At 65.3% G+C, this 24,524-nt stretch carries 19 protein-coding genes and 1 pseudogene; 7 read left to right on the forward strand and 13 right to left on the reverse strand.

Annotation, left to right across the window (positions count from 1 at the left end):
* Positions 1 to 309 (forward strand): adenosylcobinamide-GDP ribazoletransferase (locus ACE3S9_RS02175; protein ID WP_374544789.1); only part of this gene is annotated, 309 nt, incomplete at its 5' end.
* On the opposite strand, the gene dusA is transcribed toward ACE3S9_RS02175, so the two are convergent.
* Positions 306 to 1,319 carry a tRNA dihydrouridine(20/20a) synthase DusA gene (dusA, locus tag ACE3S9_RS02180; RefSeq protein ID WP_374544790.1) on the reverse strand — a complete coding sequence of 338 codons (1,014 nt, stop codon included), beginning with the start codon at positions 1,317 to 1,319 and terminating at the stop codon, positions 306 to 308. The genes ACE3S9_RS02175 and dusA overlap by 4 nt on opposite strands.
* A 164-nt stretch (positions 1,320 to 1,483) precedes the next feature.
* Positions 1,484 to 2,668: an acetyl-CoA C-acyltransferase gene (locus ACE3S9_RS02185; protein ID WP_374544791.1), complete on the reverse strand. Its 1,185-nt coding sequence runs from the start codon at positions 2,666 to 2,668 to the stop codon at positions 1,484 to 1,486.
* A gap of 242 nt (positions 2,669 to 2,910) precedes the next feature.
* Between ACE3S9_RS02185 and putA the strand changes: the two genes are divergently transcribed.
* The 3 genes from putA (at position 2,911) to ACE3S9_RS02200 (ending at position 10,207) form a co-directional block, all read left to right on the forward strand.
* Positions 2,911 to 5,982 carry a bifunctional proline dehydrogenase/L-glutamate gamma-semialdehyde dehydrogenase PutA gene (putA, locus tag ACE3S9_RS02190; RefSeq protein ID WP_374544792.1) on the forward strand — a complete coding sequence of 1,024 codons (3,072 nt, stop codon included), beginning with the start codon at positions 2,911 to 2,913 and terminating at the stop codon, positions 5,980 to 5,982.
* 94 nt (positions 5,983 to 6,076) lie between these two features.
* Positions 6,077 to 9,646 carry an indolepyruvate ferredoxin oxidoreductase family protein gene (locus ACE3S9_RS02195; RefSeq protein WP_374544793.1) on the forward strand — a complete coding sequence of 1,190 codons (3,570 nt, stop codon included), beginning with the start codon at positions 6,077 to 6,079 and terminating at the stop codon, positions 9,644 to 9,646.
* Between the two features lie 207 nt (positions 9,647 to 9,853).
* On the forward strand, positions 9,854 to 10,207 hold the full coding sequence (locus tag ACE3S9_RS02200) for a DUF1428 domain-containing protein (RefSeq protein WP_374544794.1): 354 nt from the start codon (positions 9,854 to 9,856) through the stop codon (positions 10,205 to 10,207).
* 22 nt (positions 10,208 to 10,229) lie between these two features.
* Here the strand turns inward: ACE3S9_RS02200 and ACE3S9_RS02205 are convergent, their stop codons facing one another.
* Complete coding sequence (locus tag ACE3S9_RS02205; protein ID WP_374544795.1) at positions 10,230 to 11,693, reverse strand: DNA-3-methyladenine glycosylase 2 family protein; 1,464 nt, start codon at positions 11,691 to 11,693, stop codon at positions 10,230 to 10,232.
* Positions 11,694 to 11,810: 117 nt separating this feature from the next.
* Between ACE3S9_RS02205 and ACE3S9_RS02210 the strand changes: the two genes are divergently transcribed.
* The gene (locus tag ACE3S9_RS02210) at positions 11,811 to 12,305 is read left to right on the forward strand and encodes a methylated-DNA--[protein]-cysteine S-methyltransferase (protein ID WP_374544796.1); all 495 of its coding nucleotides are present in this window, start codon (positions 11,811 to 11,813) and stop codon (positions 12,303 to 12,305) included.
* Here the strand turns inward: ACE3S9_RS02210 and ACE3S9_RS02215 are convergent.
* The 6 genes from ACE3S9_RS02215 to ACE3S9_RS02240 all read right to left on the reverse strand — a co-directional run bounded on the left by ACE3S9_RS02215 (position 12,302) and on the right by ACE3S9_RS02240 (position 19,714).
* Positions 12,302 to 13,201, reverse strand: a complete 900-nt coding sequence (locus ACE3S9_RS02215; RefSeq protein WP_374544797.1) for a hydroxymethylglutaryl-CoA lyase — start codon at positions 13,199 to 13,201, stop codon at positions 12,302 to 12,304. The two genes, ACE3S9_RS02210 and ACE3S9_RS02215, sit on opposite strands and share 4 nt — an antisense overlap.
* Positions 13,198 to 15,204, reverse strand: coding sequence for a biotin carboxylase N-terminal domain-containing protein (locus tag ACE3S9_RS02220; protein ID WP_374544806.1), 2,007 nt, complete (start codon positions 15,202 to 15,204; stop codon positions 13,198 to 13,200). The genes ACE3S9_RS02215 and ACE3S9_RS02220 overlap by 4 nt, the downstream gene beginning before the upstream one ends.
* Positions 15,205 to 15,212: 8 nt before the next feature.
* The gene (locus ACE3S9_RS02225; protein WP_374544798.1) at positions 15,213 to 15,998 is read right to left on the reverse strand and encodes an enoyl-CoA hydratase/isomerase family protein; all 786 of its coding nucleotides are present in this window, start codon (positions 15,996 to 15,998) and stop codon (positions 15,213 to 15,215) included.
* A gap of 10 nt (positions 15,999 to 16,008) precedes the next feature.
* Positions 16,009 to 17,616 carry a carboxyl transferase domain-containing protein gene (locus ACE3S9_RS02230; RefSeq protein WP_374544799.1) on the reverse strand — a complete coding sequence of 536 codons (1,608 nt, stop codon included), beginning with the start codon at positions 17,614 to 17,616 and terminating at the stop codon, positions 16,009 to 16,011.
* A gap of 8 nt (positions 17,617 to 17,624) precedes the next feature.
* Positions 17,625 to 18,797, reverse strand: coding sequence for an isovaleryl-CoA dehydrogenase (locus ACE3S9_RS02235; RefSeq protein ID WP_374544800.1), 1,173 nt, complete (start codon positions 18,795 to 18,797; stop codon positions 17,625 to 17,627).
* A gap of 125 nt (positions 18,798 to 18,922) precedes the next feature.
* Positions 18,923 to 19,714 (reverse strand): crotonase/enoyl-CoA hydratase family protein, encoded by a 792-nt coding sequence (locus ACE3S9_RS02240; protein ID WP_374544801.1) that lies wholly within the window; start codon positions 19,712 to 19,714, stop codon positions 18,923 to 18,925.
* A gap of 111 nt (positions 19,715 to 19,825) precedes the next feature.
* On the opposite strand from ACE3S9_RS02240, the gene phhA reads away from it, so the two are divergent.
* On the forward strand, positions 19,826 to 20,566 hold the full coding sequence (gene phhA / locus ACE3S9_RS02245; RefSeq protein ID WP_374544802.1) for a phenylalanine 4-monooxygenase: 741 nt from the start codon (positions 19,826 to 19,828) through the stop codon (positions 20,564 to 20,566).
* Positions 20,553 to 20,831 carry a hypothetical protein gene (locus ACE3S9_RS02250; RefSeq protein ID WP_374544807.1) on the forward strand — a complete coding sequence of 93 codons (279 nt, stop codon included), beginning with the start codon at positions 20,553 to 20,555 and terminating at the stop codon, positions 20,829 to 20,831. The genes phhA and ACE3S9_RS02250 overlap by 14 nt, the downstream gene beginning before the upstream one ends.
* Before the next feature lie 63 nt (positions 20,832 to 20,894).
* On the opposite strand, the gene ACE3S9_RS02255 is transcribed toward ACE3S9_RS02250, so the two are convergent.
* From ACE3S9_RS02255 to ACE3S9_RS02270, 4 genes and pseudogenes are all read right to left on the reverse strand, one after another.
* Positions 20,895 to 21,905 (reverse strand): helix-turn-helix domain-containing protein, encoded by a 1,011-nt coding sequence (locus tag ACE3S9_RS02255; RefSeq protein ID WP_374544803.1) that lies wholly within the window; start codon positions 21,903 to 21,905, stop codon positions 20,895 to 20,897.
* A 55-nt stretch (positions 21,906 to 21,960) separates the two neighbouring features.
* Complete coding sequence (gene eutC, locus ACE3S9_RS02260; RefSeq protein WP_374544804.1) at positions 21,961 to 22,767, reverse strand: ethanolamine ammonia-lyase subunit EutC; 807 nt, start codon at positions 22,765 to 22,767, stop codon at positions 21,961 to 21,963.
* An 11-nt stretch (positions 22,768 to 22,778) separates the two neighbouring features.
* On the reverse strand, positions 22,779 to 24,167 hold the full coding sequence (locus ACE3S9_RS02265) for an ethanolamine ammonia-lyase subunit EutB (RefSeq protein ID WP_374544805.1): 1,389 nt from the start codon (positions 24,165 to 24,167) through the stop codon (positions 22,779 to 22,781).
* A 25-nt stretch (positions 24,168 to 24,192) separates the two neighbouring features.
* Positions 24,193 to 24,524: pseudogene (locus ACE3S9_RS02270) on the reverse strand (hypothetical protein); the annotation flags it as partial.

Genomic DNA, 24,524 nt, shown 5'->3' on the forward strand with positions numbered 1-24,524 from the left:
GCCTGTCTCGCGCCGCTGGCGCTGTTGCCGCCGGCGCGCGCCGACGGCGCAGGTCGGGCCGCGAGCGGCGACGCCGGGGCGGTTCTTCGCGTCGCCGTTGCTCTTGCCGCGCCGCTGGCCTTTGTGCCGGCGCTGGGCGGCTTCGGCCTCGCGCCCTGTTTCTCGGCGCTCGTGCTCGCGGGGGTCGCCACGCTCGGGCTTTGCGCCCTCGCCCGCGCGCAGATCGGCGGCCAGACCGGCGATGTCGCCGGCGCGACGCAACAGGTCGTGGAAATCGTCGTCCTGCTCGCCTTCGCGGCGGCGGTTTAGGCGCTGAGGCAATCCTCGACGCGCGGGACGAAAGCGTGATCGACGAGGGCCAAGGCGTCCTCGACCACACGGACGTCGGCGCCGCGCTTGACGGCGAAGGTCGCCAAATGACGGCGATAGGCCCGCGCGCCAGGGCGGCCGGCGAACAGGCCGAGCATGTGACGCGTGATATCGGCCAACCGCACGCCTTGCGACAGGTTCCGCTCGATATAGGGCAGAAAAGCCGAGACGGCGGCGCGGCTGCTGTCATGGGGCGCCGGAACGCCGAACAGCTGCGGATCGACCTCCTGAAGCAGCGACAGATTGTGATAGGCCGCGCGGCCGATCATCACGCCGTCCACATGTTCAAGCTGGTCTTGCATGGCGTCGATGGTCTCGATCCCGCCATTGATCGCGATGGGCGTTCCGGGAAAAGCCCGCTTCAACTCGTGCACCAGCGCATAATCGAGCGGCGGAATGTCGCGGTTTTCCTTCGGTGACAGGCCCTTGAGCCAAGCCTTGCGGGCATGGACGATCAAGGCGTCCGCCCCCGCGTCGACCACCGCCCGCGCCATGGCGAACAGGGCCTCGCGCGGCTCCTGATCGTCGACGCCGATGCGGCATTTGACGGTGACCGGAAGCGTCACGGCCTGTTTCATCGCGGCGACGCAACGCGCGACCAGATCGGGCTCGCGCATCAGGCAGGCGCCGAAAGCTCCGTTCTGCACCCGGTCCGAGGGGCAGCCGACGTTCAGATTGACCTCGTCATAGCCGAATTCGGCGCAGATTTTCGCCGCGCGGGCGAGTTCGTCCGGGTTCGAGCCGCCAAGCTGGACGGCGACCGGGTGTTCGCTCGCGTCGAAGCCGAGCAACCGCTCGCGATCGCCGTGGATGATGGCGGCCGAGGTGACCATTTCCGTATAGAGCAGCGCCTTGCGCGAATGCAGCCGCGCCAGCACGCGATAATGCCGGTCGGTCCATTCCATCATCGGGGCAATACTGAAGCGCCAACTCTCTGGTTTTACAGGCATTTAAATTTCGCTTGCCTCGACTTGTCTCGTTGCTGATCGCCGGATTAGCGTCGATTTGATCCTCTTAAAGCTTATTTCCGCTTTTTCCGCCATCGTTTGGTTTTGCCGACGGCCTCTCTTTCTCGCGCTGCGAAGGAAGTTCGTGAGGCTGCCTTTCCTTCCGCTCAAACGACTTCCAGCGCCAGAGCGACGCCCATGCCGCCACCAATGCACAAGGCTACGATTCCGCACCGTTTTTGGTCGCGGCGCATTGAATGGATCAGCCGGGTCGTCAATATGGCGCCAGTCGCGCCGATCGGATGGCCATGCGCGATCGCGCCGCCTTCGACATTGACGATGGATTCAGGCAGACTCAGCTCCTGCATCACGGCGAGCGGGACGGCGGCGAAGGCTTCATTGATTTCGAACCGTTCAACCGCGTCGAGCGTCCACCCGGCGCGTTCGACCGCCGTCTGGATTGCGGGAACGGGCGCGAGGCCGAACATTCCGGGCTCTACCGCCGCCAATCCATAGCCGGCAAGCCGCGCCATGGGACGCAGGTTATTGCGTTCGGCGAAGGCGGCTTCCGCCACGATCATCGCCGCCGCGCCGCTGTTGAGCCCGGGCGCATTGCCAGCGGTGACCGTACCATCCTCGCGAAAGGCGGGCCGCAGCTTCGACAGCGCCTCAAAAGTTGTATCGGCCCTCGGCGCCTCGTCGCGCGCGAACGGAATCGGGCCGTTGCGGGCCGGCGTCTCGACGGGAACGATCTCCTCATCGAACTTGCCGGCCGCGCGCGCCGCGCAGAAGAGGCGCTGCGAACGTTCAGCGAAACGGTCCTGCGCCTCTCGCGTCAACTGGCATTGGGCCACCAGGTCCTCGGCGTGCCAGCCGGAATGACGGCCGGAAAAGGCGTCGTCCAGCCCGTCGCGCAGCATGGAATCGTGAATTTGCGCGGGACCGAGGCGATAACCCCAGCGTCCGCCTTCAAGCAGATAGGGCGCGCGGTCCATGTTCTCGAAGCCTCCGGCGATCGCGCAGTCGATCTCGCCGCTGACGATCTGCTGCGCCGCCGTGATCACGGCTTGCGCGCCGGAGCCGCAGACTCGGTTGACCGTCATAGCGGGAGTCGAGATCGGCGCGCCGCCGCCCAGGGCCGCCTGCCGCGCCGGGTTCTGTCCGTTTCCCGCCTGAATCACATTGCCCATGACGACGCCGCCGATCTTCGCCGGATCGAGGCCGGAGCGTGTCAACACGGCCCGAACCGCCGTCGCGCCGAGCGCCGCCGCCGGAACGGATTTGAGCGAACCGTTGAAAGCCCCGATCGGCGTGCGCACGGCGCAGCAGAGCATAATGTCGCGTCGAGGCATGCCCTGCCTCCCTTCGTCAGCCCCCGGAGCAAACGTGACCGGAGCTGGCTCTCTTGCCTTCAATGACGCAGCAGGAGCCAATTGGTTCGATCCACAGCCCCGCCTCGGTCGAATTTGTGAGCGGCAAGGGCCGCGTCCATCGCGCCGCGACGCCGGAGGCCGGTCGAGAATGCAACGCCAAGGCCGTCCGGGGCGTTGAGCCTTAGCCAGACAAGCCCGCTCATCCGGCATCGGTCCCGCCCATGACGCTCGAAACGCCCATCTCGATCAAGCCATTTCGCGAACCCTATGCGTCGTCCGACGAGGCGGCCCTTGCGCAATTTCGCGCCTCCGCTCCCTCGGATCAGGCGCGCGCGGAGGAAAGAAATCTGGCGCACGAGCTTTTGCGCGTCATTCGCGGGAAAAGCAGCGGAGTCGTCGGGGTCGAGGACTTCCTGCAGGAATTCAAGCTTTCGTCGCGCGAGGGGCTGGCGATCATGGCCCTGGCGGAATCGCTGGCGCGGGCGCCCGACAATCCGACCGCCGATCTTCTGCTCGCCGACAAGCTCGCCGCCGGCGATTTCGGCCGCCACCGCGCCAGCTCCGACCAGCCCTTGATCCAGGCCTGCGCCTTTGCGCTTGGGATTTCCGCGCGCCTGATCGGGTCGGACTTTGCACCGCAGAATCTCGCGGCCGATCTGGCGCGACGGCTGGGCGCCCCGGCCCTGCGGGCGGCGGCCCGCCATGCGATCCGGCTGCTGGGCGGGCATTTCGTTTATGGCGAGACCATCGAGGACGCCCTGGCGCGCGCCAAGGAGCCGGCCGGCGGCCTCTTTCTTCATTCCTTCGACATGCTGGGCGAGGGCGCGCGCACGGAAGCGGATGCGCAGCGCTATTTCGACGCTTATGCGCACGCCATTCTGGCAGTCGGCGCAACGGCGCGGGGCGCCTCGCCCGCCGAGCGACCGGGTGTGTCCGTCAAACTCTCCGCGCTGGATCCACGGTATGAGGCTTTGTCCGCCGAGCGCGTGCTGAAGGCGCTTCCGCCCCGCCTGCTGGAGCTGGCGCGACTCGCCCGCGATCGCAATCTCGGCCTGACCGTGGACGCCGAGGAGGCCGACCGGCTGGAGCTGTCGCTCGATGTCATCGCCCGCGTCCTGCCCGACCCGTCCTTGCGCGGCTGGGACGGCTTTGGCCTTGCGGTGCAGGCCTATCAGAAACGCGCCTTGGCGGTGATCGACCATGTCGATGAATTGGCGCAACAATTCCGCCGCCGTTTGATGGTCCGGCTGGTGAAGGGCGCCTATTGGGACAGCGAGATCAAGCGCGCGCAGGAACGCGGCCTCGCGGATTTTCCGGTATTCAGCCGCAAGGCGATGACCGATCTCAATTTTCTCGCCTGCGCCCAGCGCTTGTTGATGGCCCCGACGCTTTATCCGCAATTCGCCACCCATAATGCGCTGACCGCCGCCGCCATTCTCCTGCGCGCGCCGGGCGACGCGAATTACGAGTTCCAGCGCCTGCACGGGATGGGCGAGGCCCTGCATGACGTTTTGCGCACACGCTTCGGGCGCCGTTGCCGGATCTATGCGCCGGTCGGGCCCCATCGCGATCTGCTCGCCTATCTGGCGCGGCGCCTGATCGAAAACGGCGCTAATTCCTCCTTCGTCGCCCGCGCAGCCGACCGCGCCGCGCCCGAAAACGCTTTGCTCGCCGATCCCTTCGATCTGCTCTCCGACGGTCGCGCCCGCCACAAACATCTGCGCAGGCCCGATGATGTCTTCCTGCCTTTGCGGCGAAACTCGCGCGGCGTCGAATTCGGCTGCCGCGACGAGCTCGCCGGCCTGCTCGCCGAGATCGCGCCGCATCGCGACGCGCGGATCGCGGCCACTCCCTCGGTCGCTTGCACAGCGGCCGCGCGCGAAACCTATTCGCCGATCGACGGCGCCGCCATCGGCTCCGTCGTCGAGGCGGATCGGGCGGCGGCCGATCTCGCCTTCGCCGCGGCGCAAAAGGTCTTTCCGGCCTGGCGACGCACGCCGGTCGAAACGCGCGCGCTTATGCTGGAGCGAGCGGCGGATCGAATCGAAGAGCGGCGCGGGGCGTTGATGGCTCTGCTGCAAAACGAGGCGGGCAAGACGCTCGACGACGCGCTCGCCGAGGTCCGCGAGGCCGCCGATCTCTGCCGCTATTACGCAGGCCGGGCGCGGCTGGACTGCGCCGAACGGGCGATGCCCGCAGTCGCCGGCGAAGCCAATCGTTACACGCGCGGCGGACGCGGAACGTTCGTGTGCATCTCGCCCTGGAATTTTCCGCTGGCCATCTTCATCGGCCAGGTCGCGGCGGCGCTTGTCGCCGGCAATTGCGCGATCGCCAAGCCTGCTGAACAGACGCCGCTGATCGCCCGCCAGGCGATTGACCTGTTGCGGGCTGCGGGATGTCCCAACGGCGTCCTGCAATTCCTGCCTGGCGATGGCGCGCTCGGCGCGCGACTGATGGCCGACGAGCGGACGTCCGGCGTTGTTTTTACCGGCTCTTTCGAGACCGCGCAGGCGATTCACAGGAGTCTTGCCGACAGGAAGGGCGGCCTGATCCCCTTCATTGCGGAAACCGGCGGCGTCAACGCCATGATCGTCGATTCGACGGCGCTGATCGAACAGGTGGTCGATGACGCCATGACCTCGGCCTTTCGCTCCGCCGGCCAGCGCTGCTCCGCCTTGCGCCTGCTGTGTCTGCAGGAAGACATAGCGGAGCCGGCCCTGGCCATGCTGATCGGCGCCGCGCGCGAGCTTCGCGTCGGCGATCCCCGCCGGCTCGAAACCCATGTCGGGCCGGTGATCGACGCCGATGCGAAACGGCGCCTCGACGCCTATCTCGCGGAATGCGCGGCGACGGGAAAAACCTTGTTCGCAGGCGCGTCGCCGGCGGGCCATTATGTCGCGCCGCATATTGCCCGGATCGGCCGGCCGCGCGACCTGACGGCGGAGATTTTCGGCCCCGTCCTGCATGTGACGACCTGGCGCGCGGGAGATTTCTCAGCATTGATCGACGAAATCGCGGCCTCGGGCTATGGCCTCACAATGGGTCTTCACACGCGGATCGAAAGCCGGATCGCCGAACCGGCGGCGCGGGCGCCGGCCGGCAATCTCTATGTCAACCGCAACATGATCGGCGCCACTGTCGGCGCACAGCCTTTCGGCGGACACGGGCTTAGCGGAACGGGGCCCAAGGCCGGCGGGCCCGACTATCTTCGTCGTTTCCTTCGCGAAACCAGCGTGGCCGTCAACACGGCCTCGTTCGGCGGCGACGCCGGCCTGCTGACGCAGGAGGATTGACGCGGGCCGCCGAGCGCCTGGGCGACGAAATGAAACCCGCCGCCGGCTTGTCGGTTGTTTCAACAGGCGGATGGACCGCCGACCGGGAGGCGCGATGAACCTTCCCTTGTCATCGCGGGCGAATTCGACGCCGGAGCGCGGCGCTGAAGTGCAGGCCGATGTCCGTTTCCTTTATGGAACCGAGGCCCTCGCGCTACTGCCCATTCTCCAGCGCGAGCGCGACCTTGCCGCCGGCCTCAATACGGCGGGCTTCATCTCCGGCTATCGCGGCTCGCCGCTCGGCGCGCTCGATCAGACTCTGTGGCGCCGCGCCGCCGAGCTGAAGGCGCATCATGTCCATTTCGAGCCGGGGCTGAACGAGGAGCTGGCCGCAACCGCGGTCTGGGGCTCGCAGCAGGTCAATCTGTTCGAAGGCGCGCTCTACGACGGCGTGTTCGCTCTATGGTACGGCAAGGGCCCAGGCGTCGACCGCTCGATGGACGCGCTGAAACACGCCAACGCTGCCGGAACCTCGCGTTTCGGCGGGGTTCTGGCGGTTGCCGGCGACGACCATGCGGCGCGCTCCTCCACCCTGCCGCACCAGAGCGAACATATGTTCGCGGCGGCGATGATCCCGGTGCTCAACCCGTCGAGCGTGCAGGAGATCCTCGATTTCGGCCTGCATGGCTGGGCGATGTCGCGCTATTCGGGCTGCTGGGTCGCGCTCAAGGCGACCGGCGACACGGTTGAAAGCTACGCCAGCGTTTCGGTCGATCCCTTCCGCGTGCAAAGCATCATTCCCGCAGACTTCGCTCTGCCGGCGGACGGCGTGCATATTCGCTGGCCGGACACGCCGCAGGCGCAGGAGTTGCGGCTACAACACGTCAAGGTCTATGCCGCCATGGCTTACGCGAGAGCCAATCGGCTGGATCGCATCGTGCTCGACAGCCCGGTCGCGCGTCTGGGCATTGTCTCTACCGGAAAATCCTATCTCGACGTCCGCCAGGCGCTTGATGACCTTCATATCGATGAGGCCCGCGCCGCCGAAATCGGGCTGCGGCTCTACAAGGTCGGAATGAACTGGCCTCTCGACGCCGAAGGCATGCGGCAATTTGCGCAAGGGCTCGAAGAAATCCTGGTCGTCGAGGAAAAACGCCAGCTGATCGAATATCAATTGAAGGAGCATCTCTACAATTGGCGCGACGACGTGCGCCCGCGGGTGATCGGCAAATATGCCGACGAGGGCGAATGGGAGGCGCCTCTGCGCGACTGGCAATTGCCGGCGGCCGGCGAATTGACGCCGACCATCATCGCTCGCGTCATTGTCGACCGCATCGCGCGTTTCCACCGCGACGAGGCGCTCGAGACCCGGCTGGCGCTGCTGGCCGCCAATGAGGCCCGGCCCCAGGCGCTCAAATCCCTGCCTTTGCGCCAGCCTCATTATTGTTCCGGCTGCCCGCACAACACCTCGACCACCGTCCTGCCGGAGGGAAGCCGGGCGATGGCCGGGATCGGCTGTCATTACATGGCGACCTGGATCAGCGCCGACACCACACAGACTTTTTCGCAAATGGGCGGCGAAGGCGCACCCTGGATCGGTCAGGCGCCCTTTACCAGCACGCCGCATGTCTTCGCCAATCTCGGCGACGGCACCTATCAGCATTCCGGCCTGCTGGCGATCCGCGCCGCAGTCGCGGCGCGAACGCCGATCACCTATAAAATTCTGTACAACGACGCCGTCGCCATGACCGGCGGCCAAAAGGTCGAAGGCGCGCTCACCGTGCCGATGATCGCGCGGCAATTGCTCGCCGAGCGAGTCGCCCGCGTCGTCGTCGTCACCGACCAGCCACAGAAATATATCGGCGCCGGGCTATTGCCGCGCGAGGTGGAGACGCGCGACCGTCGCGACCTGCTGAAGGTCGAAAAAGATTTGAGAAAAATCTCCGACGTCACCGCGATCATCTATGACCAGACCTGCGCCGCCGAAAAGCGTCGCCGCCGTAAACGTAACGAATATCCCGATCCCGCCATCCGCGCCTTCATCAACGAGCGCGTCTGCGAGAATTGCGGCGACTGCTCGGCGCAGTCCAACTGCATGGCGGTTGTCCCGGTCGAGACCCCCTTTGGCCGCAAGCGGCGGATCGACCAATCCGCCTGCAACAAGGATTATTCCTGCATCGAGGGCTTCTGTCCGAGCTTTGTCACCGTCCACGGCGGCGGGCTTCACCGCGCGAAGGGAGGCGGCGACCCGGACTGGATTGCCAGCCTGCCCGAGCCCGAACCGGCGCCGCTCGCCGAGCCATGCAGCATTCTCATCGCGGGCGTCGGCGGCACGGGCGTGGTGACGCTCGGCGCGCTGATCGGCGCGGCCGCCGCGCGCGAGGGCAAGAATGTCACCGCGCTCGATATGGCCGGTCTGGCGCAGAAGGGCGGGCCGGTGACGACCCATATCCGGATCGCGCCGGCGACGACGGAATTGCACGCCACGCGCATTGCGTCGGGCGAAACGGCGGTGCTGATCGGCTGCGATCTGGTGGTTTCGGCCTCGCCCGACACGATCTTCAAATTGCGGCCGGATTTTACCCGCGCCGTGGTCAATAATGATTTCTCCATTACCAGCGAAATCGTCCGGACCTTCGCCGCCGAGGCGCGGACCGGCGATCTCGACGCTTTTCCGGATCCGGTCTATCCGCATGAGGAGATGGAAAGCGTGATCGCTGAGGCCTGCGGGCCGGGGCGCGCCGAATTCCTTCCGGCGGCCCGGCTCGCGACAGCGCTGATCGGCGATTCCATCGCCACCAATCCTTTCCTGCTCGGCTTCGCCGTTCAGAAGGGCCTGCTGCCGCTCTCGACCGCGTCGATCCTTCAGGCCATCGAAGACCATGGCGTCGCCGTTTCGCAAAATCGGCTGGCCTTCAACTGGGGACGGCGGGCGGCGCATGATTTCGCAGCAACCGCCAAAGCCGCCGGGCTGGATGACGAAAGCAAAGCGGAAGAACCGCTCGCCGGGCGGCCTCTGGACGCCATGATCAAGGCCCTGGCGGCGGAGCTGAGCGATTACCAGAATGCGGCGTTATCGGCGCGTTTCCTGGCGCGCGTGGCGGACGTTGCGGCGGTGGAGCGGCGGCTCGATCCGGCGAGCGAAAAGCTCACCCGCGCCTTCGCGCTTGGCCTCTACAAGCTGATGGCGGCAAAAGACGAATATGAGGTCGCGCGGCTTTATGCGCGGCCTGAGTTCCTGCAAAAGCTGCGCGCGACGTTCGAGGGCGACTTCACTCTGTCCTTCTATTTCGCGCCGCCAATTCTCGCTTCGGCCAGCGAGAGCGCGCACGGCCCCCGCAAGCGGCGGTTCGGCGCCTGGGCGCTTCCGGCCTTGCGCCTGCTCGCCGCGCTGCGCTTCCTGCGCGGAAGCTGGCTCGACCCGTTCCGCTTCTCGCCCGACCGCAAGCTGGAGCGCGGATTGCTGCGCGACTATGAGCAGATGATGAGCGACGTCGCGGCGCGGCTCTCGGCGGCCAATCTCGATGTGGCTGTGGAGCTGGCGGCCTTGCCGCAACGCATGCGCGGCTATGGTCCCGTCAAGGCGCGCTATGTCGCGCAGGCGCGAAAACGGCAGGCCGCTCTCAGAAAATTGTTCGACGAGGCGGCGACGACAGAACAGCCATCCATCGCCGCGGCGGAATAAGGCCTGCGGCAGGTCGTCGCCCCTAGATCGTTTCGTTGTTTCATGGAAACAACGAAACGATCTAGATGTTTGTTTTGACGCGTTTTCTTAACGCGAACCGGTATCCGCTTCGCTCGAAAACGCTATAGGGTTGCGGCAATTCCCTTCGACGCTTTGCAACCGAATGGCGTTTCGCCGGTTGTCGCGGCATCGAAAGGGAGAATGGTCATGCCCCACCATTATACCGACATTTTCGTCGTGCCCGTGCCGATGAAGAATCTCGAGCTTTACCGCCAGCAGGCCGAAATGTTCACCCGGGTCTGGTGCGAGAACGGCGCCTTGTCCTGCGTCGAGCTAGAGGCGGACGACGTCCCTCCCGGAAAGCTGACCTCCTTTCCGCTAAGCGTCGATCTCAAGCCGGATGAAAAGGTTTTTGTCGGCTTGACCACTTACGAATCGCGCGAGAAACGCGACGAGGTCAACGCCAAGGCGATGAAGGACCCACGCATGACAGGCATGGACATGTGCTTCGACGGCAAGCGCATGATCTTCGGCGGTTTCAGGTCTTTCTACGGCGATTAGAGCCTACGGGCCGTAAGCCGCATCAAGGCGCGGCGGCGCCGCAGGTCCAGAGATATTGCGCGGCATAGGCGCGCCACGGGCGCCAGTTTTCCGCGCGCGTCAGCAATTTGCCCGGGCTTGGGCGCGCGCCGTCGTCGCCGGCCAGAGCGCGCCGCAGGCCAAGGTCTGCCGCCGGGAAAGCGTCCGGTTCGCGCAACAGCCGCATGGCGATATATTGCGCCGTCCAGTCGCCGACGCCCGGCAGCGCGCGCAGCAGCGCCTGCGCGTCCTCAGGCGAGCGCGCGGCCGAGAAAAGGTCGGGTGAGCCGGCGGCCGCCGCCGCCATTTTTTTCAGGCTTTCCGCCCGCGCGCGGGTCAGCCCAACGCCGGACAGATCGGCCTCGACCAGCGCCGCCGGCTCCGGGAAGACATGGGTCAGCGCGGGATCGAAGCAACACAGCTTTTCGCCGAAGCGCTCCGTCAGCCGCGCCGCCAGCCGAGCGGCCCCAGCGACCGTCACTTGCTGCCCGAGAATCGCTCGCGCCGCCATTTCGAACCCGTCCCAGGCGCCCGGCAGGCGCAGACCGGGTCGAAGGGCCACCAGCGGCGCCAGCGTGGAATCCTTCGCCAGATCGAGCGCAACCGCCTCGGGATCGGCGGCGAGGTCGAAAACCCGGCGCAGCCGCGCGATGACATTGGGCAGAGCCGAGAGCTTCGGAAAACGCAGGCTCACCCGGAGCGCGGCGCCCTCCGTCGGCTCGACGGAAACGATTCCGTGTTCGCCCTGCAACGAAATCGTGCGCCGATAGACGCTCCCCTCGATGGTCTCGACCCCCGCGATCAGGCGCGCGCCGAGAAAGGACAGCATCGCCGGCCAGTCATAGGGCGGCTTGTAGCGCAGCAATATTGTCGTCTCGCCCGCCGCTTTTGCGCCGCCCGCATCGGCGGCGCCCGCGCGGCGCAGCGCCAATGGCGGGCGGCGGTAGAGGGCCTGAAAGGTCTCGTTGAAGCGGCGCAGGCTGCCGAAGCCCGACGCCAGCGCGACCTCGGTCATCGGCAGCGTCGTTTCATGGATCAATTGCTTCGCCAGCAGGACGCGCCGGGTCTGGGCGACGGCGATCGGCGAGGCCCCGAGCGTCGCCGCGAACAGGCGGCGCAGATGGCGGGCGCCGATTCCGAGGCGCTCGGCCAGCCGCTCGACCGGCGCTTCGTCGAGCGCGCCCAGCTCGATCAAGGCCAGCGCTCGTGAAACGCTGTTGGAGGTCCCACGCCAGGCGCCGAGGTCCGGCGCGGTCTCCGGACGACAGCGCAGGCAGGGCCGGTAGCCCGCCTCCTGCGCCCCGGCGGCGCTGGCGAAGAACTCGACATTTTCGCGCCTCGGCGTCCGCGCCGGGCAGATCGGGCGACAATAGATCCCGGTGGTTTTGACGCCGGTGAAGAAGCGGCCGTCAAAACGCGGGTCGCGCGCGCAGATAGCGCGATAGCAGGCGTCATGATCGATATCCATGATGCCCATTCTGCGCCTGTTGCAGCAAAAAATCTCGCGGTTTTCGGACTCGTCCGTCGCGCCTTCGATGTCCGAAAACCGCCGGATTTCTCGGGACGGATCGGCTATTGTCGCCTTATGTCGGAACATCGTCTTTTCCTTGAATATGCCTCGACGCCGGTCGGCGTGCTGCGCCTCGTGACCGATGCGGATGGCGTTCTGCGCCGGCTCGACTGGGGCGAGGACGACCGGCGGCAAGTTGCGAGCCGAGCGAAGTTCGCGCCGCATCCCGGCGTCTCCGAGGCGCATCGCGCGCTCAGGGCCTATTTCGACGGCGACCTCGCCGTCCTCGCGGAATTGGCGGCGCAGCCGGAGGGAACCGAGTTCCAGCGCCGGGTCTGGACGACGCTGCGCGAGATACCGGCCGGCGCGACCGCGAGCTATAGCGAAATCGCCTCGCAGGTCGGGCGGAAGCAGGCAGCGCGGGCGGTGGGCATGGCCAATAATCGCAATCCCGTCGCCATCGTCATTCCCTGCCACCGGGTGATTGGCGCCAATGGCGCGCTGGTCGGTTACGGCGGCGGGCTTGATCGCAAGCTCTGGCTGCTGCGCCACGAAGGCGCGCTATTTTAGACCTTCCTCAAAGCCCGCGCGACGCGGGACGCCGGCTCGCGTCCCAGCACGCCGCTGATCCAGTTCGCGCAATCGACCAGTTTCGGCAGATCGAGCCCGGTCTCGACGCCTGAGCCTTGCATCAGCCAGGCCAGATCCTCGGTGGCGAGATTGCCGGCCGCGCCCAGCGCATAGGGGCAGCCGCCGAGTCCGCCAACCGAGGAATCAAAAGCCGCCATCCCCATTTCCAAGGCCGCCCAGACATTAGCGGCCGCCATGCCGTAGGTATCGTGGAAATGGCCGGCGAGATTTTCGAGCGGAATTTTTTCCGCGACGGCTTCGATCATGCGTTTGGCCGCAAGCGGCGTCCCTACCCCGATCGTGTCGCCAAGGCTGATTTCATAGCAGCCCACATTGAACAGGCGTTCGGCGACGCGAGCCACGGCGGCGGGCGCGATTTCGCCCTCATAGGGACACCCTAGCGCGCAGGAGACATAGGCGCGGGTCCTGACCCCTGCCCGTTTCGCCGCGTCCAGGACCGGTTCGAACCGCGTCAGGGATTCCTCTATGGAGCAATTGATGTTCTCGCGGCTGAACGTTTCCGAAGCGGTGGCGAAGACCGCGATTTCATTCGCGCCGGCGTCCATGGCGGCTTCAAAACCCTTGAGATTGGGCGTGAGCGCCGAATAGGTCACATCCGGCGCCCGCCGGATCGCTCGCATCACTTCCGCTGCGTCGGCGAGCTGGGGAATTTTCTGCGGCGAGACAAAAGAGGTCGCCTCGATATGGCGGCAGCCGGCGGCGGCCAGCCTTTCGATCAGTTCGATCTTGATCGGAGTTGCGACGAAAGCGCTTTCGTTCTGCAAGCCGTCGCGCGGACCCACTTCGACAATCTTCACGGCCTTGGGCAGCATCACGCCTCGGCCTCCCCGTCGTCTTGCGATTCAAACCTCAGCAGTTCCGCGCCTTCGCTCACCTGATCGCCGATCGCATAGAGGAAAGCGACCACGCGCCCCGCCGCGGGCGCCTTGATGACATGCTCCATTTTCATCGCTTCCATCGCCATCAGCGGCGCGCCTGTGGCGACGATCGTCTCGGGCGCGACGAAAAGGGCGACCACGCGGCCGGACATGGGCGCGCTCAACTCGCCGCGAGAATCGTGTTTCGCAGCCGTATGGCCGAGCGGATCGACAAAATGAAAAGTCGATCTTTGGCCGCCCACGAAAATGGTCCAGTCGGCGCCCACCGCGATTGCGGTCGCCGCAAAGCGCCGGCCGTCGATGTCGACTGCCATCCTGCCGTCGCCGTCCTGCTCGGCACAAGCGGCGACGGCCGTGTCGCCGCAGGACAAAGCGAAATTTTCGCCGCGCGCCAGCGCCCGCACGACATAGGGCTGGCTCGCGCACAGGAAAGTCAGCAAGCGCGGCTCCTCGCCATTGAGCCGCCAGTTGTCGCGCGCGTTCCATGGCGATGTGGGGTCGCTTACGCTGGGGGGCGTCGCTCTTTCCGACAGCAGCGCGGCCAAAGCCGCGACGAAGACAGCCTCCGCCGGCGGCGCCGCGTCGGGCGCGAAAAGCCGGGCGCTTTCGCGCCCGATGAGGCTGGCGCCAAGATCGGCCGCGGCGAATGAGGGGCTCGCGACCAGACGCGACAGGAAGGCGACATTGTTGGCGATTCCGACGATCCGAACTTCGGCGAGCGCCCGGCGCATCCGCGCCAGCGCGCGCTCGCGGCTGTCGTCATGGACGATCAGCTTGGCGATCATCGGATCGTAATGGGAACTGATCTCGTCGCCCTGCTCCACCCCGGCGTCGATGCGGAGGTGGGGGCCTTCCTGCGGCCACAGCAGGCCGACGAGCTTTCCCGTCGCGGGGAGGAAATCGCGCGCCGGATCCTCGGCATAGATTCGGGCCTCGATCGCGCATCCGCGCACAACAATGTCCTGCTGGCGCAGCGGCAGAGGCGCGCCGGCGGCAATGCGCAATTGCCATTCGACCAGATCGAGGCCGGTGACGAATTCGGTGACCGGATGTTCGACCTGCAGGCGCGCGTTCACTTCCATAAAAAAGAAACGGCCGTCCGGGGCGACGATGAATTCGACCGTGCCCGCGCCGACATAGCCGACGGCCTTCGCCGCCGCGACCGCCGCCACGCTCATCTCGCGCCGTCGCGCCTCGGAAAGGCCCGGCGCGGGCGCCTCCTCCACCACTTTCTGATGACGGCGCTGGACCGAGCAGTCGCGCTCGAACAGCGAGACATAGTCGCCGTAATCATCGCCGAAGATCTGGATCTCGATATGGCGCGCGCGCTCGATATATTTCTCGATCAGAACGCTTGCGTCGCCGAAACTCGCTATCGCCTCGCGACGGCAGGAGGCGAGCGCCGCATCGAAATCCGCCGGCGCCGCGACGAGCCTCATGCCCTTGCCGCCGCCGCCCAAAGCCGCCTTGATCAGCACGGGATAGCCGATGTAATCGGCTTCGCGTTTCAAGCGGACGGGGTCCTGGTCGTCGCCATGATAGCTCGGCGCCAACGGAACGCCCGCCGCCTGCATGAGCGCCTTGGCGCGGGACTTCGAGCCGAAAGCGCGCAAGGCTTCGAGCGGGGGACCGATAAAGACCAGACCGGCGGCGTCGCAGGCCTCGCGCAAGGCGGGATTTTCTGAAAGAAAGCCATAGCCGGGGTGGACGGCCTCGGCGCCCGCGGCTTTTGCGGCGGCGACGATCTTGTCGACAGCGAGATAGCTCTCCCGCGCCTCGGCGGGGCCGATGCGGATCGCCTCATCCGCCAGCCGCACATGTCGCGCCCGGGCATCGGCGTCCGAAAAAACAGCAACCGTCCCGATGCCGAGACGCCGAGCGGTGCGGATGATCCGGCAGGCGATTTCGCCGCGATTGGCGATCAGGATCTTGTCGAACAATTTCGGGTTCACGCGCGCCACCCCGGAGTCCTCTTTTCGAGAAAAGCGGAGATCCCCTCGCCTGCTTCCGCGCCGGCGCGGATTGTGGCGATGCGACGCGCCATGTCTTCGCTCAAGGCATCGTCCAGCGGACGATGGGCGATTTCACGCAACAGAAGCTTGGCGGAAGCCAGCGCCTCCGGGCCGCCTTGCGACAAGGCCGCCGCGATCTCCCCGACCTTCGCGTCGATCGCCTCAGCCGCCGCCAATTCATGGACCAGTCCGAGTTCTCGCGCCGCCGCCGCGTCGATGCGCTCGCCGGTCAGCAGATAGCGGGACGCCTGCCGCGCGCCGATGGCGCGCAGCACATAGGGGCCGATGACCGCAGGGATCAGGCCGATCCGGACCTCGGACGTCGCAAAAAAGGCGTCGGTCGAGGCGACGCAAATGTCGCAGGCGGCGGCGAGGCCCATGCCGCCGCCGATCGCGGCGCCATGAACGCGCGCGATGGTCGGCTTGCGAAGATCGGCGAGTTTGCGCAACAAGGCGGCGAGGCGCCGCGCGTCGTCCAGATTTTTTTCAGGTTCGGCTTCCGCGTAAGCCTTCATCCAGCCGAGATCGGCGCCGGCGCAGAAACTGGCGCCGCGCCCGGCCAAAACCACGACGCGGGATTGATCGTCCGACTCCGCTTCGCCCAAAGCCTCGGTCAATTCGGCGATCAATTCGGCGTTGAAGGCGTTGCGCCGCTCTGGCCGGTTCATCCACAAAGTGACGATCCCGCCGGCGCGCTCGATCTCCACATTCGCAAAAGCCATCCTGGCCTCCTCACATGCGGAACAAGCCGAATTTCGTCGGCGCCGCCGGAGCGTTGAGCGCCGCAGATAGCGAGAGGCCCAGCACGCGACGGCTTTCGGCCGGATCGATCACACCGTCGTCCCACAATCGGGCGGAGGCGTAAAAAGCGCTGCCCTGCGTCTCATATTGCTGGCGGATCGGCGCTCGAAAACACTCTTCGTCCTCCGCGCTCCAGCTTTCGCCCTTGGCTTCCAGCGCGTCGCGGCGCACTCTGGCGAGCACGCTCGCCGCCTGTTCGCCGCCCATCACCGATATGCGGCTGTTTGGCCAGGTCCAGAGGAAGCGCGGCGCAAAAGCGCGGCCGCACATAGCGTAATTTCCGGCGCCGAAGGAGCCGCCGATCAGCATGGTAAGCTTGGGAACCTGAACCGTCGCGACGGCGGTGACCAATTTGGCGCCGTCGCGGACGATGCCGGAATTCTCGACCTTGCGGCCGACCATGAAGCCGGAGATGTTCTGCAGGAAAATCAGCGGAATGTTGCGCTGCGCGCAAAGCTCGATGAAATGCGCGCCTTTTTGCGCCGATTCCGCGAACAGGATGCCGTTATTGGCGATGAGCCCGACCGGGTAGCCGTAAAGCTCGGCGAAGCCGGTCACCAGAGTGGCGCCAAAAAGCGCCTTGAATTCGTCGAAGCGAGAGCCGTCGACAATGCGGGCAATGACCTCGCGCACATCGTAAGTCTTGCGCGGATCGGTCTCGACGATCCCGTAGATTTCCTCCGGGTCGTAGAGCGGCGCCTCGCCGGCGCCAAGCAGGAGGCCGATAGTCTTGCGGCGATTGAGATGGGCGACGATTCCCCGCGCCAAAGCGAGCGCATGGGCGTCATTTTCGGCAAGATAATCCGCGACCCCGGACAATTTGGCATGGACCTCGGCGCCGCCCAATTCCTCGGCCGTGACGGCCTCGCCGGTCGCCGCCTTGACCAGCGGCGGGCCGCCGAGGAAAATCGTGCCCTGATTGCGCACGATAATGGTCTGATCCGACATGGCGGGGACATAGGCGCCGCCAGCCGTGCATGAGCCCATCACCACCGCGATCTGGGGAATGCCTTTCGCCGACATATTGGCCTGATTATAGAAGATGCGGCCAAAATGATCGCGGTCCGGAAAAACCTCGTCCTGCATCGGCAGGAAGGCGCCGCCGGAATCGACAAGATAGATGCAAGGCAGAAAATTCTGCTCGGCGATCTCTTGCGCGCGCAGGTGCTTCTTGACCGTCAACGGATAATAGGTCCCGCCCTTCACGGTCGCGTCATTGGCGACCACCATGCACTCAACGCCCTCGACGCGACCGATTCCGGCGACCAATCCGGCGGATGGCGCGGCGTCGCCATAAAGGCCGAGGGCGGCGAACTGGCCGATTTCGAGAAAGGGCGAGCCGGGATCGAGCAAAGCGGAGATGCGATCGCGCGCCAGCATTTTTCCGCGCGCGCGATGGCGGTCTTGCGCCGCGCCGCCGCCGCCCTGGCGCGCTTTTGCCGCGATCTCGCGCAATTCGGCCGTCAGCTTGCGCATGGCGGCGCTTCTGCCGAGAAAATCCTCGGACCTGAGATCGATCGACGTTTTCAGCACGACCATTGGCGGCCTCAGGCGGTTTCGGACATGAGTTCGCGCCCGATCAGCATGCGGCGGATTTCCGACGTGCCGGCGCCGATCTCATAGAGCTTGGCGTCGCGCCACAGCCGTCCGGCGGCGATCTCATTGGTGTAGCCGATTCCGCCAAGGCACTGGATACATTCGCCGGCCATCCAGGTCGCCTTTTCGGCGGCATAGAGAATGGCGCCCGCCGCATCCTTGCGCAGGGAACGCGAATGGCTCGCGCGGTCGCACGCCGCGCCGACGGCATAGACATAGGCGCGGGTCGCGGCCCAGGTCGTGTACATGTCGGCGAGCTTGCCCTGCATCAGCTGGAAATCGCCGATTTTCTTCCCGAACTGCCGGCGCTGGTGGAGGTAAGGCAGGACGAGATCCATGCAGGCGGCCATGATGCCAAGCGGACCGCCGCATAAAACCGCGCGCTCGTAATCGAGGCCGGACATCAGAACTTTCGCGCCATGGCCGACGCCGCCCAGCACATTGTCTTCGGGGATTTCGCAATTGTCGAAAAAAAGCGGAAAGGTATTGGAGCCGCGCATGCCGAGCTTGTCGAGATGAGGCCCGTGCGAAAAACCCGCAAACGTCTTTTCGACCAGGAAGGCGGTGACCCCTTTGGCTCCGGCCGATGGATCGGTCTTGGCATAGACCACCAGAATGTCGGCGTCGCCGCCATTGGTGATCCACATCTTGGAGCCGTTGAGAACGTAGCTCGCGCCCTTCTTCTCCGCGCGCAGGCGCATCGACATGACATCCGAACCAGCCTCGGGCTCCGACATGGCCAGCGCCCCGACCTTTTCGCCCGAGATCAGTCCGGGCAGATATTTCGCCTTTTGTTGGGACGAGCCGTTGCGGCGGATCTGGTTGACGCAGAGGTTCGAATGGGCGCCATAAGACAAGGCGACGGCGGCGGAGGCGCGCGAAATCTCCTCCATGGCGACAATATGGGCGAGATAGCCCATGCCGGCGCCGCCCTCCTCCGGGCCGACGGTGAGGCCCAGCAGGCCGAGCGCGCCGAATTTTTTCCAGAGATCGGCGGGAAAGAGATTGTCGCGGTCGATTGCGGCGGCGCGAGGCGCGATCTCAGTCGCGGCGAAAGCGCGCACGCTGTCGCGCAGCAAGGCGATGTCCTCGCCGAGATCGAAATCGAGGCACGGAACGATCAATCGTCTCCCCCGGCCGCTTTTTTGCGGGGCGCAAGCCCCGTCGCTTTTGTGAAATATTGACGCGGGACGGAGGCGGCGTCAAACGCGGCTTCCGAGCCTCCCCATTTGGCCAAATGGGGAGCGCCTCACTCAAATCGAGGCTTGCGCTTTTCGATAAACGCCCGCACCGCCTCCTCGTGCTCGGGCGTCTTGTGCGCCAGGGCCTGAAACGAGGCGGAAAGCTCGAGCAGGCTTTCCAGCGACAGGCGCTGGCCCTCGCGCAACAGCTTTTTCGTCATGCGCAGAGCGGGACCGGGATTGGCGGCGATTTTTTGCGCCAAAGCGTGAGCCGCCGGCAAAAGCTGCTCAGGCGGCGTGACCGCGCTGACGAGGCCGCAGCCGAGCGCCTGTTCGGCGTCGATGGCCTCCCCGGTGAAGGCCATTTCCGCCGCCTTGGAGGCGCCAACCACGCGCGGCAGCAGCCAGGCGCCGCCATCGCCGGGGATGATGCCGATTTTGACGAAACTCTCGGCGAATGTCGCCGCGGTCGAGGCGAGGCGGATGTCGCACATGCAGGCCAGATCGCAGCCGGCGCCGATCGCCGGGCCGTTGACCGCGGCGATTGTCGGAACGTCGAGATGGTAGATCGCCAGCGGCAGGCGCTGGATGCCGCGCCTATATTCCTCGCGGATCTGTTCTGGCGGAATCGCCTCTTCCGCATAGCGGCGCATGTCCTTGACATTGCCGCCCGAGCTGAAGACGGGCCCGGCGCCGGTGATGACGACGGCCCGGACGCTCTCATCCGCCGCGATGCGCGCCGCCGCCGCGACGAATTCGTCCACCGCTTGATTTCCCGTGAGGGCGTTGCGCGTCTCCGGTTCGTCCATGGTCAGGGTGACGATCGACCCATTCCGCTCGACTCTCAGAAAATCCGCCATGATCCGCCGTCCGTTGGGAGCCCGGGCTCTTTTCGCGAGAGAAGCCCGCCGCCATATGAAAGCAGGCGTCGATCATAAAGCAAATTGGGACGACGTCCGAGGGAGGGCCAGATGCGGAGGGCAAGCCGCGCGGCGGAGCCCGGGAACCCACGCAATCGCTACGCCAGCGCGCGACGCAATGCGGACTGGACCATCGATCAGAACTGGCCGTCCTATTCGGCGCAGGAGCATGACCGCTGGCGACGGCTGTTCGAGCGCCAAGCGAAGCTGTTGCCCGGTCGCGCCTGCGAGGCTTTTCTCGAAGCCAAGGCCATGCTTGGTCTGTCCGCCGCCGGCATTCCCGATTTCGCGGATTTGTCCGATAGACTGTCGGCCTTGACCGGCTGGCGGGTCGTGCCCGTCGCCGGACTGATTCCAGATGATGCTTTTTTCGACCATCTCGCCAATCGTCGCTTCCCGGCCGGCGCCTTCATCAGGCCTGAAGCCGAGCTGGATTATCTGGAGGAGCCGGATGTATTCCACGACGTGTTCGGTCACGCACCCCTGCTCGCCAACCCCGTCTACGCGCGATTTCTCGAAGCCTATGGCAAAGGCGGGCGCCGGGCGCTGGAGCGCGGGCAATTGCACAACCTTGCCCGGCTCTATTGGTACACGGTCGAATTCGGCCTGATCGCCGCGCCCGAAGGACTGCGCATTTTCGGCGCGGGCATCCTGTCCTCGCCCGCCGAGACGATTTTTTCGCTTGAGGATTCTTCGCCGAACCGGATCGGCTTCGACCTCGAACGGGTAAGGACTGCGCATTTTCGGCGCGGGCATCCTGTCCTCGCCCGCCGAGACGATTTTTTCGCTTGAGGATTCTTCGCCGAACCGGATCGGCTTCGACCTCGAACGGGTGATGCGGACGAAATATAGGATCGACGATTTCCAGCAGACCTATTTCGTGATCGACAGTTTTGAAAAGCTGCTCCACGATTGCTACCAGGATTTCGGAACCCTTTACGACCGTCTCCGCGCCGCGCCGGATATCGACGCGCACGCGCTCATCGAGAACGACCGGATCATAACCAAACGCGATTTCCATTACTTCCAGGCAAAGCGCCGGCGCCCGACGCTCTAAACACCGCTGGATGAAACGTCAGCAGACGGCTGCCGCCGACGACCGGCGAATGCCGGATCTATCTCATGCGTTTCTGGGTCGAGAGTGGTATCGGCGGTGGGTTTGCGATGGCAGTTCGCCGAACAACGCGGCATAATCCTGCGCGAAATGGCCAAAGCGCCAGAAGCCCCAAAAAGTGGCGGCTTCAGTGACGGACGACGCCGTCCGCAGCGTCCGACGGACCCCGTTAAGCCGCACTGCGCGCAGAAATGTCGCGGGATTTACGTTCAACACATCCTGGAAGCAATATTGCAGCGTTCTGCGGCTGACCCCGAGAATCTGACATAACTCCGCCATGCTGGTCGGCTGCTCCGGGCGGCTGGTGATGGCTTCGCGGGCTTTGGAGACGATCGACCAACGGCGATTTGGCTCCATCGAATGGACCGCCATTTCGGCGTCTATGCTCGCCTCGATCAGCGCGGCGACGTTCGAAACAAGGCCATTGTAAAGTGTCGCCATAATCGGTCCATTGAGGAGCAAATGCGGCGACGCTTCCAAGATATCGATGACGCCCTTGATATATTCGCGCATCGTATGCGCGGCGGCCGGCTCCACCCGCGAAAGATGAGCAGACTCGAACTTTTCCATCCGGTGATCGTCATTCTCTCCCGGCAGCAGCTCCGAAAGCGCGTCGCGCGAAACCACCAGCCCCGCCATCACCATTTCCGTTGGAGAGAAGAATTCGAAACCGTTTCGACCGGAAAAAACGTGTAGCGCGTCGGGATGGTCTGGCATTCCACAGAATACGGCCGGCCCTTGCATCCGGAGCGGGAGCCCGATTGCAATCAGACTGGACGGGAGTTCGCCGCTCTGCAGCAAGGTTTGACCCGTATACTCACTGAAAATGCGACTTTCACCCAAACCGATCTCGGTCACAGTCCCGGCGAACTTGCCCGCCGACATTTGGGAATAAGTCTGATTCCAGCCGCGCAAGAGCGTCGCCTGTTGCTCGACATCGTCGCTAACGCCCGTGAACAAACGGCCGAGTCTTGGCTCGGCGGTTCCGGCGCAGGGAGAACCCAAGATCGAAGACATCATCATATACTAGCTGATTTCAGCTCTGCGACAATGCGCCACACTCCCGCGCGTTTCACTTGTGATCGAGCCTCTCCGGAGAGGCGTCGGCTGTGATGACGGCGCCGTCATTGCCGGTTTCGTCCTTGAGCGAAACGCCGCTGATGCGCCGCCGTCGCGACTCCTGGATCAAATAAAACAATTTGCTGGCCGCCACGTCATAGCTGAGGCCTTGCGGCCGAATGTTCGATATGCAGTTCCGGTCGGCGTCGGTGCGGCCAATACGCGGCTCAAAGGTCATATAGACCCCCAGGCTGTCGGGCGAACTGAGGCCGGGTCGCTCGCCGATCAGCACGACCACGAGCGACGCCCCGAGCAACTCGCCGATTTCGTCGCCGAGCGCCACGCGGCCCTGCATGGCGATGGTCGTGCGCGCCAATGTCAGGCCGGCGCTGTCGAGGCGCGGCAGCAGCACGTCGAGAAAGGGAACCGCATTCTGCTCGACGGCGAAGGCCGAGAGGCCGTCGACGATCACGAGCGCGACGTCCGGCCGCCCCTCGCCCGGCGAGGCGAAAGGCTCCAGCGCCTGACGCGAGGCGCCGTCGAGACGGCGGCCGAGGTCGGGGCGCTGGAGATAGGCGGCGCGGTCGGGAGCCGCGCTGTGGACCGCGATCGGATCGAGGCCGAGGGATTTGATCCCCTCGGCCAGGACGTCGGCGCGGAGGGCGCGATGGACAGCGTCGCGGGCGCGGGCGTGGTCGAACTGGAAATCCAGATGGGCCGAGGTCGGCAGGCTGGTGCCGGCGCGGCCGAGCCCGATGCGCGCCTGCGTATGCTGGCGCAATTGCCGCCAGGCGCTCGGGATGACAGGGGAATCCTTCATGATCGTCTCTCTCAGGCCAATTGCGCCAAAGCGTGCTGGATCGGCTTCGGCAAGGCGTCGCCGAGTCGCAATTGCGATCCCGGCTGGAAAATGCCGGCGCGCAGCAGCCAATCCTCGAATTCCGGCGCCGGCCGCAGGCCGAGAATTTTGCGCGCGTAAAGCGCGTCGTGGAACGAGGTGGTCTGGTAGTTCAGCATGATGTCGTCTGAGCCCGGAATGCCCATGACGAAATTCAAGCCTGCGGCGGCGAGCATGGTCAGCAACACGTCCATGTCGTCCTGATCGGCCTCGGCGTGATTGGTGTAGCAGACGTCGCAGCCCATCGGCACGCCGAGCAGTTTGCCGCAGAAATGATCCTCCAGCCCGGCGCGGATGATCTGCTTGCCGTTATAGAGATATTCCGGGCCGATGAAGCCGACGACCGTATTGACCAGCAGCGGCTTGAACTTGCGCGCGACCGCATAGGCGCGCGCCTCGCAGGTCTGCTGGTCGACGCCGTGATGGGCATAGGCCGACAAAGCCGAACCCTGCCCGGTCTCGAAATACATGACATTGTCGCCGAGCGTTCCGCGCTGGAGCGACAGGCCGGCCTCATAGCCCTCGCGGAGAATGTCGAGGCTGACGCCGAAGCTTTTGTTGGCGGCCTCGGTCCCGGCGACGGACTGGAACACCAGATCGACCGGCGCGCCGCGATTGATCGCCTCGACGCTGGTGGTGACATGGGTCAGCACGCAGGACTGGGTCGGGATCTCGTAACGCGAGATCGCTTCGTCGAGCATGTTCACCAGAGCGATCACCGCCGGAATGCTGTCCGAGGCCGGATTAATGCCGATGACCGCATCGCCATTGCCGAACATCAGCCCGTCGATCATGCTCGCCGCGATCCCGACCGGATCGTCGGTCGGATGATTGGGCTGGAGCCGGGTCGACATGCGCCCCGCCAGCCCGATCGTGTTGCGGAATTTCGTCACCACCCGGCATTTGCGGCTGACCAGGACGAGATCCTGCACGCGCATGATTTTCGAGACCGCCGCCGCCATTTCGGGCGTCAGCCCTGGCGCCAAGGCCGTCAGCGCGGCCTCGTCGGCCTCGTCGGACAGCAGCCAGTTGCGGAAATCGCCGACGGTGAGATGACTCACCGTCGCGAAGGCTTTCGCGTCATGATCGTCGACGATGAGGCGCGTGACCTCATCGTCTTCGTAGGGGACGACCTGCTCCTGAAGGAACACCTTCAGGGGCAGATCGGCCAGCGCCATCTGGGCCGCGGCGCGCTCGGTGTCGTCCGCGGCGGCGATTCCGGCGAGATAATCGCCGGAACGCGCCGGGGAAGCCTTGGCGAGGAGGGACCTGAGATCGCCGAAGCGATAGCTTTTCCCTCGAACGGAATGGGTGAATTCCATGCTCGATCCTGCTCCCGTTCGACGCTTACTTCGTTGCTGACAGAGCCGCGCCGGCTTTCACGTCCACGGCCAGTTCTTCCGGCGACTCGATCATCGTGTCGAGCGGCGCCTCTTCGCGACGACGGCGCGTCGTCAGGAAGTAGATATAGGCGATCGCGACCATGACGAGGAAGACGCCGGTCACCAGAAGATTGTAATAAACCATGGCGACGAGCGAGATCAGCGCGCAGCCGAGCGCGATGGCCGGGAAGATCGGATAGAACGGCGTCTTGTAGGGCCGCTCCATGTTCGGCTCGCGCTTGCGCAGCGTGAACAGCGCCAGCATGCTGACGATATACATCACGATGGCGCCCAGAA

Source organism: Rhodoblastus sp. (genome assembly GCF_041915505.1).
In the GTDB taxonomy this organism is placed as follows: Bacteria; Pseudomonadota; Alphaproteobacteria; order Rhizobiales; family Beijerinckiaceae; genus Rhodoblastus.

Coding starts and splice junctions, on each gene's coding strand:
- ACE3S9_RS02240 (WP_374544801.1), bottom strand. CDS start 19,714: ATGGCGGATTTTCTGAGAGTCGAGCGGAATGGGTCGATCGTCACCCTG.
- ACE3S9_RS02225 (WP_374544798.1), bottom strand. CDS start 15,998: ATGGCTTTTGCGAATGTGGAGATCGAGCGCGCCGGCGGGATCGTCACT.
- ACE3S9_RS02265 (WP_374544805.1), bottom strand. CDS start 24,167: ATGGAATTCACCCATTCCGTTCGAGGGAAAAGCTATCGCTTCGGCGAT.
- eutC (WP_374544804.1), bottom strand. CDS start 22,767: ATGAAGGATTCCCCTGTCATCCCGAGCGCCTGGCGGCAATTGCGCCAG.
- ACE3S9_RS02200 (WP_374544794.1), top strand. CDS start 9,854: ATGCCCCACCATTATACCGACATTTTCGTCGTGCCCGTGCCGATGAAG.
- ACE3S9_RS02230 (WP_374544799.1), bottom strand. CDS start 17,616: ATGGTCGTGCTGAAAACGTCGATCGATCTCAGGTCCGAGGATTTTCTC.
- ACE3S9_RS02210 (WP_374544796.1), top strand. CDS start 11,811: ATGTCGGAACATCGTCTTTTCCTTGAATATGCCTCGACGCCGGTCGGC.
- ACE3S9_RS02185 (WP_374544791.1), bottom strand. CDS start 2,668: ATGCCTCGACGCGACATTATGCTCTGCTGCGCCGTGCGCACGCCGATC.
- dusA (WP_374544790.1), bottom strand. CDS start 1,319: ATGCCTGTAAAACCAGAGAGTTGGCGCTTCAGTATTGCCCCGATGATG.
- phhA (WP_374544802.1), top strand. CDS start 19,826: ATGCGGAGGGCAAGCCGCGCGGCGGAGCCCGGGAACCCACGCAATCGC.
- ACE3S9_RS02195 (WP_374544793.1), top strand. CDS start 6,077: ATGAACCTTCCCTTGTCATCGCGGGCGAATTCGACGCCGGAGCGCGGC.
- ACE3S9_RS02255 (WP_374544803.1), bottom strand. CDS start 21,905: ATGTCTTCGATCTTGGGTTCTCCCTGCGCCGGAACCGCCGAGCCAAGA.
- ACE3S9_RS02205 (WP_374544795.1), bottom strand. CDS start 11,693: ATGGATATCGATCATGACGCCTGCTATCGCGCTATCTGCGCGCGCGAC.
- putA (WP_374544792.1), top strand. CDS start 2,911: ATGACGCTCGAAACGCCCATCTCGATCAAGCCATTTCGCGAACCCTAT.